At 69.0% G+C, this 11,992-nt stretch carries 15 protein-coding genes; 7 read left to right on the forward strand and 8 right to left on the reverse strand.

From position 1 onward, the window contains the following. Positions 1–2: 2 nt before the first annotated feature. A complete protein-coding gene (locus ABD204_RS01390; RefSeq protein WP_194422938.1) occupies positions 3–1,067 on the reverse strand; it encodes a DUF368 domain-containing protein in 1,065 nt (354 codons plus the stop codon). A 133-nt stretch (positions 1,068–1,200) separates the two neighbouring features. Between ABD204_RS01390 and aspS the strand changes: the two genes are divergently transcribed. After that, entirely contained in the window at positions 1,201–2,544 is a 1,344-nt protein-coding gene (aspS, locus tag ABD204_RS01395; protein ID WP_194422939.1) for an aspartate--tRNA(Asn) ligase, read from the forward strand. A gap of 7 nt (positions 2,545–2,551) precedes the next feature. Here the strand turns inward: aspS and ABD204_RS01400 are convergent, their stop codons facing one another. Continuing rightward, a complete protein-coding gene (locus tag ABD204_RS01400; protein ID WP_194422940.1) occupies positions 2,552–2,797 on the reverse strand; it encodes a glutaredoxin family protein in 246 nt (81 codons plus the stop codon). Positions 2,798–2,901: 104 nt separating this feature from the next. Between ABD204_RS01400 and ABD204_RS01405 the strand changes: the two genes are divergently transcribed. Further along, positions 2,902–4,110, forward strand: coding sequence for a mechanosensitive ion channel family protein (locus ABD204_RS01405; protein ID WP_194422941.1), 1,209 nt, complete (start codon positions 2,902–2,904; stop codon positions 4,108–4,110). Here the strand turns inward: ABD204_RS01405 and ABD204_RS01410 are convergent. From ABD204_RS01410 to ABD204_RS01425, 4 genes are all read right to left on the reverse strand, one after another. Beyond that, positions 4,092–4,385 carry a rhodanese-like domain-containing protein gene (locus ABD204_RS01410; protein ID WP_194424168.1) on the reverse strand — a complete coding sequence of 98 codons (294 nt, stop codon included), beginning with the start codon at positions 4,383–4,385 and terminating at the stop codon, positions 4,092–4,094. The two genes, ABD204_RS01405 and ABD204_RS01410, sit on opposite strands and share 19 nt — an antisense overlap. A 105-nt stretch (positions 4,386–4,490) precedes the next feature. After that, entirely contained in the window at positions 4,491–4,589 is a 99-nt protein-coding gene (locus ABD204_RS01415) for a 30S ribosomal protein bS22 (RefSeq protein WP_003792170.1), read from the reverse strand. Positions 4,590–4,719: 130 nt separating this feature from the next. After that, the gene (locus ABD204_RS01420) at positions 4,720–4,911 is read right to left on the reverse strand and encodes a helix-turn-helix domain-containing protein (RefSeq protein WP_194422942.1); all 192 of its coding nucleotides are present in this window, start codon (positions 4,909–4,911) and stop codon (positions 4,720–4,722) included. Positions 4,912–5,042: 131 nt separating this feature from the next. Next, positions 5,043–5,447, reverse strand: coding sequence for an ArsR/SmtB family transcription factor (locus ABD204_RS01425; protein WP_194422943.1), 405 nt, complete (start codon positions 5,445–5,447; stop codon positions 5,043–5,045). 84 nt (positions 5,448–5,531) lie between these two features. Between ABD204_RS01425 and ABD204_RS01430 the strand changes: the two genes are divergently transcribed. Together ABD204_RS01430 and ABD204_RS01435 are read left to right on the forward strand one after the other, a co-directional pair. After that, on the forward strand, positions 5,532–6,986 hold the full coding sequence (locus ABD204_RS01430; protein WP_194422944.1) for a TrkH family potassium uptake protein: 1,455 nt from the start codon (positions 5,532–5,534) through the stop codon (positions 6,984–6,986). Then, positions 6,979–7,650 carry a potassium channel family protein gene (locus ABD204_RS01435; protein ID WP_194422945.1) on the forward strand — a complete coding sequence of 224 codons (672 nt, stop codon included), beginning with the start codon at positions 6,979–6,981 and terminating at the stop codon, positions 7,648–7,650. The genes ABD204_RS01430 and ABD204_RS01435 overlap by 8 nt, the downstream gene beginning before the upstream one ends. Before the next feature lie 19 nt (positions 7,651–7,669). Here the strand turns inward: ABD204_RS01435 and proC are convergent, their stop codons facing one another. After that, positions 7,670–8,515, reverse strand: coding sequence for a pyrroline-5-carboxylate reductase (gene proC / locus ABD204_RS01440; RefSeq protein ID WP_194422946.1), 846 nt, complete (start codon positions 8,513–8,515; stop codon positions 7,670–7,672). A gap of 112 nt (positions 8,516–8,627) precedes the next feature. Between proC and ABD204_RS01445 the strand changes: the two genes are divergently transcribed. Both ABD204_RS01445 and ABD204_RS01450 read left to right on the forward strand, forming a co-directional pair. Next, a complete protein-coding gene (locus ABD204_RS01445) occupies positions 8,628–9,740 on the forward strand; it encodes an alpha/beta fold hydrolase (RefSeq protein WP_194422947.1) in 1,113 nt (370 codons plus the stop codon). A 23-nt stretch (positions 9,741–9,763) separates the two neighbouring features. After that, the gene (locus ABD204_RS01450; protein WP_194422948.1) at positions 9,764–10,690 is read left to right on the forward strand and encodes an LLM class F420-dependent oxidoreductase; all 927 of its coding nucleotides are present in this window, start codon (positions 9,764–9,766) and stop codon (positions 10,688–10,690) included. 92 nt (positions 10,691–10,782) lie between these two features. On the opposite strand, the gene ABD204_RS01455 is transcribed toward ABD204_RS01450, so the two are convergent. Further along, the gene (locus tag ABD204_RS01455; RefSeq protein WP_194424169.1) at positions 10,783–11,238 is read right to left on the reverse strand and encodes a nucleoside deaminase; all 456 of its coding nucleotides are present in this window, start codon (positions 11,236–11,238) and stop codon (positions 10,783–10,785) included. 81 nt (positions 11,239–11,319) lie between these two features. Here ABD204_RS01455 and upp point away from each other — a divergent pair, with 81 nt between their 5' ends. Continuing rightward, the gene (gene upp / locus ABD204_RS01460) at positions 11,320–11,952 is read left to right on the forward strand and encodes a uracil phosphoribosyltransferase (RefSeq protein ID WP_194422949.1); all 633 of its coding nucleotides are present in this window, start codon (positions 11,320–11,322) and stop codon (positions 11,950–11,952) included. The last annotated feature ends 40 nt before the right edge of the window (positions 11,953–11,992 follow it).

Raw genomic sequence — 11,992 nt, forward strand, 5'->3', positions numbered from 1 at the left:
TTCTATGGACGGGCTGAGCGTCGGCTGGATCGGGTCTGTCCGGTGGTCTCGGCGGAGGGCTCCCCGACGGCGCCCGTCGTCCCGTCCGCGCCACCCGCGGGGGCGGCCGCGCGCCGGGAGAAGAAGCGTTCGACCGCGACCAGGCTGAGGACGATCGCCGCGCCGACGACGGCGAGCACGATCGGCAGGACGATCGGCTCGTAGGGTGCCGTGAGCGCGCCGATGCCGTGGTCCTCCCCCACCGGCAGCTCCTGCCACGGCCACAGCGCGCGGAGCGAACCGAGCATGAGGCCGGCCATCGCGATGAGGGTCAGGCGCCGGTGGTGGTGCAGAAGCCACGTGATCACGCGGACGATCGTCACCAGTCCCACGAGCGCGCCGAGGGCGAAAACGGACAGGTATCCCAGGTCGCGCTCGTCGACGGCGCGCAGAGTGGGCGTGTACAGGCCGATCGCGAGCAGGAAGAACGATCCGGAGACGCCCGGCACCACGAGGGCGCAGACAGCGACCGCCGCGGCGAGGAAGACGACGATGAGCGGCGGGTCAGCTTCGAACGACCCGCCGGCGACGTCGATGGCGAGGAAGGCGACGGCGGCCGCGGCGACGAACAGCACCACGCCGCCCACACGCGCGCCGGGCGTGCGTCGCGCACGGGGGATCAGCTGCAGCGGTACGAAGATGCTCGCCGCGACCAACCCGAAGAACAACCCGCGCGACGCTTCGACGTTCTCGGTCACGAGCGACTCGACGATTCCGGCGAGGGAGAGCACCATCGCCGCCATCCCGACCAGCACCGGCACGACCAGCACCCAATCCACACGGCGGATGCCCTGGACGAAGCCGGAACGACGGTCCGGGCCGAACAGCAGACGTTTGAAGGCCACCACGACGTGGTCGGCCGATTCGATCAGCCGCTCGTACACGCCCGTGATGAGCGCGATGGTCCCGCCCGAAACGCCGGGGATGAGTTCGGCAAGGCCGATGAGTCCGCCGCGGACGACGTTCAGCAGGGCGACGAGCGCGGCGCGCACGGGAGAAGTGGTGCGGCCGTTGTCGGTGGTGGTCATCGTGCCTCGAGGTCTCGGACGGAAGGGTGCGTATCGATGCTAGAGGGCGCGTCCCGCCCGCGCCTGGGGTTTCCCCGCACGAGGCGGTGGGGGGGGGGGGGGGCACGGCCTGCGGCGTCTAGACTCGGTCATCGTGAGTGAACGCGTTCTGGTCAAGGATCTGCAGGCCCGTCAAGACGGCCCCGTCTCGGTATCGGGATGGGTGGAGACCGTCCGCGATCAGAAGAAGGTGCAGTTCGTCATCCTGCGCGATGAGACCGGCGCGGTGCAGCTGGTCAACCCGGCCACCCGAGAGGTCGGCGAGGACGCCACCCCCGAGCAGTCGGCGGCGCTCGCGCTCACGGAGACCATCTCCGCGCTCACCCACGGGAGCTTCCTCACCGTGCACGGTGCACTCAAGCACGACGAGCGGGTCAAGCTGGGTGGCGTCGAGGTCAAGATCGCCACGCTCGACATCGCCGGCGAGGCCTTGCCGGAGACGCCGATCGCCGCGGACAGCTCGCTCGACAAGCGCATGGACTGGCGTTTCCTCGATCTGCGCCAGCGCCGCAACAACCTCGTCTTCCGCGTGCAGACGACGCTCGAGCACGCCATGCGGTCGTACTGGGTCGAGCGTGACTACATCGAGGTCCACTCCCCCAAGCTCATGGCCTCGGCATCCGAGTCGAACGCCGAGCTGTTCGAGGTGCCCTACTTCGAGGAGAAGACGGCTTACCTCGCCCAGTCGCCGCAGTTCTTCAAGCAGATGGCGCAGGTCTCCGGCTTCGGAAAGATCTTCGAGATCGCCCCGGCCTTCCGCGCCGACCCGTCGTTCACCAGCCGTCACGCGACCGAGTTCACCTCGATCGACGCCGAGATCAGCTGGATCGACGGGTGGGAGGATGTCGCCGCGATGCAGGAGGAACTCCTCGTCACCGCGATCCAGGCCGTCGCCGACAAGCACGGCGACGAGATCAAAGAGCTCTTCGGCCTCGACATCGTCGTCCCGACGATCCCGTTCCCGCGGATCCCGCTCGCAGAGGCGCGCGAGATCGTCGCCGCGCGCGGCTATGAGATCCCCCGGACCGACGGCGACCTCGATCCCGAGGGCGAGCGCCAGATCGCCGCGCACGTCGAGGAGACCTACGGGCACCCGTTCGTGTTCGTGACCGATTACCACCCCGAGATCCGGGCGTTCTACCACATGCGCGACGAGGAGAGCGGGCTCACCAAGAGTTACGACCTGCTCTACAAGGGTGTCGAGATCACCACCGGTGCGCAGCGCGAACACCGCGTGGACGTCCTGATCGAACAGGCCAAGGAGAAGGGGCTCGACCCCGAGCACCTCGACTTCTACCTCGACTTCTTCCGGTACGGCGCCCCGCCGCACGGCGGATTCGGGATGGGCCTGGCCCGCGTGATGATGCTCCTGCTCGGACAGGAGTCGATCCGCGAGGTGACCTACCTGTTCCGTGGGCCCACACGGCTGGCCCCGTAAGGCCCGTTCAGCGCCGCAGCGCGTCTCGCAATCGATCCGCCGACACGCGCCAGTGCGCGTGGAAGCGGCCGTCGACGAGTACGACGGGGATCTTCTCCCACCACGCCTCGTAGAGCGCGGCGTCGTCCAGGATCGATCGCTCCACCACCTCGACCTCACCGTCGGGTCGCTCGGCGACGACGAGGTCGACGATCTCGCGCGCCACGTCGCACAGGTGGCAGTCTGGCTTGCCGATGAGGGTGATCGTGGTCACGGCTCTATCGTAGGCAGGACGCGAGGGGCATCCGGGGTCGGTCCGGCGTCGTAGAGTGTCGGTTCCACCGTGGGCGGCCCCTCACCCGCTCGGAAGGAGACCCGATGCTGGACCCGTGGCTCGTGTTCGCCCTCATCCTGCTGGCATGCCTCGTCGGCGCCGTCGTCGTCGTGGCGATCGTTGCGGCGAGCGTACGCGCCGCCGCGCGCCGCCGAGAGTGGGCCCAACTTCTCATCCGACACGCACGGCGCCCGTTCCGCGTGCTGTTGATCGTCATCGCGATGTGGATCGCTTTCGTGCTCGCGTTCCCCGGCGAGCGGGAAGAGTGGATGCCCGCCATCAACCACACCTTCCGGATCGCCGTCATCGCCAGCGGCGCATGGCTGCTGATCGGAGTGGTCCGCTACGCCACCGACCTCGCCATCGGCCGGTACCGGATCGACATCCCCGACAACCGCGTCGCCCGACGCATCCGCACCCAGACGCTCATCGTGCGCCGGCTCACGATCGCGTTGATCGTGATCGTCGCGGTGGGCGCCGCCTTGTTGTCCTTCCCCGCCGTGCAGGCCCTCGGCGCGAGCGTGCTGGCCTCGGCGGGCATCGCCTCGATCGTCGCCGGCCTGGCCGCGCAATCGGTGCTGGCGAACATGTTCGCGGGGGTACAGCTCGTGTTCAGCGAAGCGCTGCGCGTGGACGATGTCATCGTCGTCGAGGGCGAGTGGGGCCGTGTCGGGGAGATCACCCTCAGCTACGTCGTCCTGGATCTCTGGGACGACCGGCGCCTGGTGTTGCCGTGCACGTACTTCACGACCAACCCGTTCCAGAACTGGACACGCCAGGGCAGCGAGCTGCTCGGATCGATCGAGCTCGACCTGGACTGGCGGGTCTCCCCGACCCGGATGCGCGAGCATCTGCAGCGGGTACTCACCGAGACGGAGCTGTGGGACGGTCGCGCCTCGGTGCTGCAGGTGACCGAGGCCACCGGGGGCCTCGTGCGCGTGCGCATCCTCGTCACCGCGCAGGATGCGCCGACCCTGTTCGATCTGCGGTGCTTCGTGCGGGAGGCGATGGTCGATTGGGTGCAGCGGCAGATGCCCGCGGCGCTGCCGGTGCAGCGAATCGTGATGACCCCCGACACCGGCGCCACCGAGGAGGAGGCGCCGCGCGGCGGTGCGGACGGACTGTTCACCGGGAACGTCGCAGCCCAGGAGCGTGCGAGCACGTTCACGCAGGCGATGCCCGTGGTCTCACCCGATTCGTCGGAGGACGGCGAGGGCGCGGGCGACGGCGGGGCTCAGCGCTCGACGGGATAGCCCGACGCGATCCATTCGGCGGTGCCGCCCTCGACGTTCGTCGCGTCGTAGCCACGCTGCTCGAGGGCCTGCACGATGCTCGCCGAACGTCCGCCGAGTTCACAGATGACGTTGATGGCGCCGTCGGGCAGTTCGCCGAGCCGCTCGCCGAAGGCCGACATCGGGATGTTGACGGCGCCCGGCACATGGCCCGCGGCGTATTCGTGCGGTTCCCGCACGTCGATGAGCGGAGTGGATCCACGCTCGGTGAGCTCGTGGACGGTGATGGTCTGCATGGTGCCTCGGGTCGTGTGGAGCATACGGCCGTCGTGGCCGTCGACAAGTCTGTCAGAAAACACGAAGCGCCCGTCCGGTGGACAGGCGCTCGGTGCGGAAGCCGCTTACTTCTTGTTGCGGCGCTGGTGGCGAGTCTTGCGAAGCAGCTTGCGGTGCTTCTTCTTCGCCATGCGCTTGCGGCGCTTCTTGATGACAGAACCCACGGAAAACCTCACTAAGTCGAAGTCTGGACGCACATCCACGGTCAGATCACGTCCGGGAACGGGCAGATGTGAAAATGCCTCGGACTAGCTTATCAAACCCGCGCGTGTCGTTCGCACGCGGGGCGGATCGCTAGCCGACGTCGGCGATCGGACGCTCCATCGCGGCCGTGACGGCCGACTCCGGAACGCGGTAGCTGCGCCCGAACCGAACTGCCGGCAACTCGCCGGAGTGCACCAGGCGGTACACGGTCATCTTCGATACGCGCATCAGTTCAGCGACCTCGGCGACGGTCAGGAAACGCACGTCGGGAAGTTCTGCCACGATGTCCCCTTTCGTGCGTCGTCCCAGATGGATCGCGGTGATCCTTGGGGAAGTCTATGACCAGCGCGCGACGCATGTAAACCCGTGTGACGGGTGTGACTCGTGTGCCGGACCGGGAACGCGCGGCCCCGTCAGCGCCCGGGAAGCTTGCGCAGGGCGTTGGTGACGGCGTGCTTGGCCGAGGCCGCCGCACGACCGACCACCTCGGCGGCGTGGGCCGCGGAGTCCGGCAACGCCGCCGCGGCGGCCTGCAACTCGCCGTCCTGCGTGAAGAACGGCACCAACCAGTCGTCGACCTCGTCGAGCGGCTCCGCCGACAGGCTGTAGTAGCGATGCTGCCCCTCCTCGCGGACGGAGACCAGGTGCGCCTCGCGGAGCACCTTGAGGTGCTTGGAGACCGTCGGCTGACTCACCCCCAACTCGCCCACGATGTGGGACACGCTCGTGCCGTCCTGTCCGGCGGATGCACGATCGAGGAGCAGTCGAAGGATGTCGCGACGCGTTCCGTCCGCGATCACGTCGAAGATGTCCGCCATGTGGTTAGGTTAGCCGCCCGCGCACCGGAGTACCATGAGGGCGACTTTCGCTCGGGAAAGACGACACAGACGAGGAGGCGGTGCATGGCGACGAGCCGGCCGTCTGCGCCGCAACGGCGGGCGTCGACGTCCGGATGGCGCTACCGTCTCCGCCGGGTGGGGGCCTTCGTCCGGGACTTCGCGACGTCGTCTCCCTCCCGGTTCGCGATCCTCGTTTTCGGCACGCTCATCCTCATCTTCACGAGCCTGCTCTCGCTTCCCATCGCCTCCGCGACCGGCCGCGCGACACCGCTGGCCGACGCCCTGTTCACCGCGGTGTCGACCATCTGCGTGACCGGCCTGGTGACGGTGGACATGGCCACCCACTGGTCGCCGTTCGGCAACGCCGTCATCTTCCTCGGCGTCAACATCGGCGGGATGGGCGTGCTGACTCTGGCCTCGATCCTGGGCCTGGTGATCTCCAAGCGCCTGGGACTGCGGGCCAAACTGATCGCCGCCGGGGACTCCAACCCGCTGCGCGCGCACGGCGGCCCCGTCAACGAGGGGCAGACGGTGCGCCTGGGCGAAGTCGGACAGATGCTGCGCACGGTGGCCTTGTCGACACTGGTGATCGAGGGGATCGTGGCCGTCCTGCTCTACCCCGCGCTCGTGATGGCGGGCATCGACCCGCTCATGGCGCTGTGGGAGGCGCCCTACTACGCGGCGATGTCGTTCACGAACACCGGATTCACCCCGAACGTCGGCGGCCTGGAGCCCTTCGCCGACGACTATTTCCTCCTCACCGTGCTGATGACCAGCGTGTTCCTCGGAAGCATCGGCTTCCCCGTGATCTACACGCTCTCCAAGCACGTCTGGCACGTGGGTCGGTGGTCATTGCACACCCGACTCACCCTCATCACCACGACGCTGCTGTTCTTCGCCGGGGCGATCGCGTTCCTCACCCTCGAATACGACAACCCGGGCACCTTCGGGTCGATGAACGCGTGGGACACGACCTTCCAGGCGTTCTTCCTGTCGGCGATGACCCGCTCGGGGGGATTCTCCGTCGTCGACATCGGCGAACTCTACGGCTCGTCGCAGGTCGTCGGGTCGATGCTCATGTTCGTCGGCGGCGGCTCGGCTTCGACCGCCGGTGGCATCAAGGTCACGACCCTGGCCGTCCTCGCCCTCGCGGTGTGGTCGGAGGCCAAGGGGCGCACCACCGTCGAGGTGTTCAGCCGCCGCATCCCGAGCGACGTGCAGCGCGTCGCCCTGTCCGTCGTCGCGTGGGGATCGACCATCGTCGCCCTCTCGACGATCATCATCGCGCAGATCACCCACGCCCCCATCGCCCACGTGCTCTTCGACGTGATCTCCGCCTTCGGCACCGTGGGACTGTCGACCGGACTGACCGAGTCGCTCCCCGATCCCGCCGTGTACGTCATGGCCGCGACGATCTTCATGGGGCGCATTGGTACAGTGACACTCGCCGCGGCCGTGGCCGCGACATCCCGATCGCAGCTCTACTCGCTGCCCGTCGAAAGGCCCATCGTTGGTTGAGCGCATCCGCGGCGACGCCCCCGTCCTCGTGATCGGACTCGGCCGCTTCGGCGCGGCCTGCGCCGGCGAACTCGACCGCCTCGACCGGGAGGTGCTCGCCATCGACGAGAGCCTCGACCTCGTGCAGAAGTGGTCCGAGCGGGTCACCCACACCGTGCAGGCCGACGCGCGGAACCTCGAAGCGCTCAAGCAGGTCGGCGCGTCGGACTTCCAGGTCGCCGTGGTGGCGGTGGGCTCCTCGATCGAGGCGTCTGTGCTCATCACCGCGAACCTCGTCGACCTCAAGGTCCCGCAGATCTGGGCGAAGGCCGTCTCACAGTCCCACGGCAAGATCCTCGCCCGCGTGGGCGCGAACCACGTCATCTACCCCGAACGCGAGGCCGGCGAGCGTGTGGCGCACCTGGTCAGCGGCCGGATGCTCGACTTCATCCGCTTCGACGACGACTTCGTCCTGGCCAAGATGTACCCGCCGAAGTTCATCCGTGGCGTGGGACTCAACGAGTCCGGAGTGCGCACGAAGTACAACGTCACCGTCGTCGGTGTGAAGAGCCCCGGCAAACCCTTCCGCTATGCCGAGGCGGCGACCGTGGTCACCAACCACGACCTCATCATCGTCTCGGGCACCAACAGCGACATCGAGCGGTTCGCCTCCCTCGACCGCTGACGACGCCGCCGCCGCGCGGTCACGCGCCGGCGGCGAGTTCTGCGGCCCGGGCGAGCGCGGCATCCGTCGCCTCGGCGAACACCGCATCCAGCTGCGCATCCTGCAGCACCGCCACCGCACGCTCGGTGGTGCCCTTGGGACTGGTCACGCGTCGGCGCAGTTCCGCGGGCTCCTCATCGGACGCCTCAAGCAGCGCCGCCGCGCCGATGAAGGTCTGCTCGGCCATACGTCGCGCGTCGGCGCGATCGAAGCCCTTGCCCTCCGCGGCACGCGTGAGCTGCTCGATGAGCAGGAACACGTACGCGGGACCGGAGCCGGAGATGGTCGACAGCGCGTCGATCTTCTCTTCGGGGACCTCGATGACACTGCCGACCGTCTCGAACAGCCGGCGCACGACGGCGACGTCGTCGTCGGAGGCGTGGGTGCCGGCCGCGAGTCCGGTCACGCCGCGTCCGACCAGCGAGGGGGTGTTCGGCATCGAACGCAGCACCGCGACGGAGTCGGGCACGATCGACTCGAAGGTGGCCACGGTGACACCGGCGGCCAGGCTCACCACCACCGCGCCGGGGCGCAGGTGCGGCGCGATCTCGCGCAGCAGGTCCGGGACCATGGCGGGCTTGACCCCGACCAGGACGACGTCGGCGGCCGCGGCGGCCACGGCGTTCCCCTCCGGCTCCCGTTCCAGTGCGACGCTGCGCACGCCCTCCAGATCGGCGAGCGCATCGGCCTTGGCTGCGGTCCGATTGGTGACCGTCACCCCCCCGTGCGCGAGTCCCGAGGAGACCAGTCCGTGAAGGATCGCGCCCCCCATCGAACCGGCTCCGAGGATGGCGATGGGGGGAAGGGGGGCGTCGGCGTCGATCATGTGGCCATCCTACGAGCCCGCTGGATACCCCCTGTGCGCCACGTGGCGCCCGGATATAGTCGAGAAGCGTGGGGCGGTGACGCCCCGCGACGACCCCCGGAGGACACCTGACATGACCCTCTTCGACGGCATCACGGCTCGCTTGGTCGAGACCCCCCGCCTGACGGTGAACGTGCTCGAGCGGACCGGGGATGACCCGGCCACGCCACCCGAGCGGACCGTCGTGTTCGTGCACGGCAACGTCTCCTCGGCGCTGTTCTGGCAGGAGACGATGCAAGACCTGCCCTCGGAGTTGCGCGCGATCGCGATCGATCTCCGCGGCTTCGGCGGCACCGAGAGCCTTCCGGTGGATGCCACACGCGGCGTCCGTGATTTCAGCGACGACGTGCACGCCACGCTCGAGACCCTCGGGATCCCGACGGCGCACCTGGTCGGCTGGTCGATGGGTGGTGGCGTCGTGATGCAGTACCTGCTGGATCACGGTGCACTCAGCCTCACCCTCCAGGCCCCCGTCTCGCCCTACGGCTTCGGAGGCACGCGCCGAGATGGCACCCGCCTGACCGGGGACGACGCCGGATGCGGCGGCGGGGGCGCCAACCCCGACTTCGTCGAGCGGCTCACCGCGGGCGACGCGTCCGACGAGGCCCCGACGTCGCCCCGCAACGTCTTCCGCTCGGGGTACGTCGCCCCCGGCTACATCTCGGAGCACGAGGACGTGTGGGTCGAGTCGATGCTCACCACCTCCACCGCGACGGGGAACTATCCCGGCGACGCGGTGGCCAGCGAGAGCTGGCCCGGATTCGGGGCGGGGTCCATCGGTGTGCTCAACACCATGGCACCCCGGTACTTCGACGTCTCCGGCATCGTCGACCTCGCCGACAAGCCGCCGATCCTCTGGGTGCACGGCGATATGGACGCGATCGTCTCCGACGCGTCGTTCTTCGACCTCAACCATCTCGGAGCCGCCGGGGTCGTGCCCGGGTGGCCGGGTGCGGAGGTCGCGCCCGCCCAGGAGATGGTCTCGCAGACACGCGACGTGCTCGGTGCCTACGCTCAGGCCGGCGGCATCGTCAACGAACTGCACCTCGAGGGCGTCGGACACTCCCCGCACCTGGAGCGTCCGATCGAGTTCCGCCGCGCCCTGTTGAGCGCAATCGGCTACGTCGGGACCCCGGCGGACCCCTCGCCACCCACCGAGGCGATCATCATCCGATCGGCCGACTGAGGCGTCCTGCCAGACTGGGGCCCATGGAGTACTGCATCTTCACGGAGCCCCAGCAGGGCTACTCATACGACGACCAACTCGCGCTCGCCCAGGCGGCCGAAAGCCACGGGTTCGACGGATTCTTCCGGAGCGACCACTACCTGCGGATGGGCGACGGCGACCCGCAGCCCGGTCCCACCGACGCGTGGACCACCCTGGCCGGTCTCGCGCGTGAGACCTCACGCATCCGGCTGGGCACCCTCGTCTCGTCGGTGACCTACCGGTACCCCGGGGTGCTGGCGATCCAGGTCGCCGGGGTCGATGCCATGTCGAACGGACGTGCCGAGCTCGGCCTCGGCACCGGGTGGTTCGAACAAGAGCACCGCGCCTACGGCATCCCGTTCCCCGACAAGCGGTTCGGGCTGCTCGAGGAGCAGCTCGAGGTCGTCACCGGGCTGTGGAACACGCCTGCGGGCCAGACCTACAGCCACAGCGGCCCGCACTACACGCTGGAAGATTCCCCGGCGCTCCCCAAACCCGTCCAGTCGCCGATGCCGGTGATCGTGGGCGGGGGCGGTCCGAAACGCACCCCGGCCATCGCGGCGCGCTTCGCGTCGGAGTTCAACATCGGTTTCGTCGATGAGCCCACGGTCGCCGACAAGTTCGCGACGGTGTCGGCGGCGTGCGAACGGATCGACCGGGACCCCGCGACACTCAAGCGCTCGGTCGCACTCACCACCCTCGCCGGCGACCCCGACGATGTGCGCCGCCATGCGGCCGTGCTCGGACGCGACCTGGCCGACATCTCGCCCGAGAACCACTTCATCGGCGACGCGGCCACCATCGCCGAGAAGGTACATCGCCTGGCCGCGCTCGGGGCCGAGCGCATCTACTTCCAGCTGTTCGATCTGGCCGACCTCGACCACCTCGACTACCTCGGGCGCGAGGTCCTCCCCCTCCTCCCCCGCTGACCCGGCCGGCCGCTGCGCGGATCCACCGCGTCGATAAACCCCTTCGCACCCGAGAAACCGCGCATCGCGTGGTGTGTCGGGCGCGGAGGGGTTTATCGGTGAGCTGATGCGGGTCGGTCGCGGCGGGAGTCGAAGAATCGCCGGAGGAGGGCTGCGGAGTCGTCGGCGCACACCCCCGCGACGACTTCGGCCCGCACCGGGAGCCGCCGATCGCGCACGACGTCGTACATCGAGCCGACGGCGCCGGCCTTGTCGTCCCACGCGCCGAATACAACCCGGGAGAGGTGCGCCTGCAGGAGAGCTCCGGCGCACATCAGGCACGGCTCGAGAGTGACGACCAGAGTGCACCCGGTGAGGTTCCATGATCCGATCGCGTCGGCCGCCCGACGCATCGCCACCACCTCCGCGTGCGCGGTCGGATCGTGATCGGCCTCCCTGAGGTTGCGTCCCTCGCCGATGACGCCCCCGTCCGGGTCGAGCACGAGCGCGCCGACAGGGACCTCTCCGGCCTCGAGAGCGGCGGACGCGAGGTCGAGGGCACGCGTCATCGCCGCGAGGTCGGCGGCGGATGCGGGCAGCGGCACGACCCCAGCGTAGGACGCCGGGGCGGCGTGGAATACCCTGGAGCCATGCGCCTGCACGTCGCGGATCACCCGCTCGTCACCCACAAACTCTCCGTCCTCCGCGACCACGAGACCTCCTCACCGGTGTTCCGGCAGCTCACCGAGGAGCTGGTGACCCTCCTCGCGTATGAGGCGACGCGGAACGTGCAGGTCTCGCCCGTGAAGATCACGACACCGGTCACCGAGACGATGGGCGTGAAGATCAGTGAGCCGCGCCCGCTGGTCGTCCCGATCCTGCGTGCCGGCCTCGGGATGCTCGAAGGCATGACCAAGCTCGTGCCGACCGCCGAGGTCGGCTTCCTGGGGATGGTGCGCAACGAGGAGACCCTCGAGCCGCAGACCTACGCCGAGCGCCTGCCCGACGATCTCAGCGACCGCCAGTGCTTCGTGCTCGACCCGATGCTGGCCACGGGCGGGTCGCTGGGCGCGGCGATCGATTTCCTATTCGCGCGCGGCGCACAGGATGTCACCGCGATCTGTATCCTCGCGGCTCCCGAAGGCGTCGAGAAGATCAAGGCACAGGTCGGGGACCGCGACGTGACCCTCGTGCTCGGGGCGCTCGACGAGCGTCTCAACGAGAAGGGCTACATCGTCCCCGGCCTCGGAGACGCCGGCGATCGGCTCTACGGGACGGTCTGACCGGACGCCCCGCAGGGAGGGAGAACGGCACCCGCCCCTC

This window comes from Microbacterium aquimaris, from assembly GCF_039531285.1.
GTDB lineage: Bacteria > Actinomycetota > Actinomycetes > Actinomycetales > Microbacteriaceae > Microbacterium > Microbacterium aquimaris.

Excerpts from the sequence above, each read along its gene's own strand:
- ABD204_RS01405 (WP_194422941.1), top strand. The coding sequence starts at position 2,902 with ATGCTGGACCCGTGGCTCGTGTTCGCCCTCATCCTGCTGGCATGCCTC.
- ABD204_RS01450 (WP_194422948.1), top strand. The coding sequence starts at position 9,764 with ATGGAGTACTGCATCTTCACGGAGCCCCAGCAGGGCTACTCATACGAC.
- proC (WP_194422946.1), bottom strand. The coding sequence starts at position 8,515 with ATGATCGACGCCGACGCCCCCCTTCCCCCCATCGCCATCCTCGGAGCC.
- upp (WP_194422949.1), top strand. The coding sequence starts at position 11,320 with ATGCGCCTGCACGTCGCGGATCACCCGCTCGTCACCCACAAACTCTCC.
- ABD204_RS01410 (WP_194424168.1), bottom strand. The coding sequence starts at position 4,385 with ATGCAGACCATCACCGTCCACGAGCTCACCGAGCGTGGATCCACTCCG.
- ABD204_RS01455 (WP_194424169.1), bottom strand. The coding sequence starts at position 11,238 with ATGACGCGTGCCCTCGACCTCGCGTCCGCCGCTCTCGAGGCCGGAGAG.
- ABD204_RS01430 (WP_194422944.1), top strand. The coding sequence starts at position 5,532 with ATGGCGACGAGCCGGCCGTCTGCGCCGCAACGGCGGGCGTCGACGTCC.
- ABD204_RS01425 (WP_194422943.1), bottom strand. The coding sequence starts at position 5,447 with ATGGCGGACATCTTCGACGTGATCGCGGACGGAACGCGTCGCGACATC.
- ABD204_RS01445 (WP_194422947.1), top strand. The coding sequence starts at position 8,628 with ATGACCCTCTTCGACGGCATCACGGCTCGCTTGGTCGAGACCCCCCGC.
- ABD204_RS01390 (WP_194422938.1), bottom strand. The coding sequence starts at position 1,067 with ATGACCACCACCGACAACGGCCGCACCACTTCTCCCGTGCGCGCCGCG.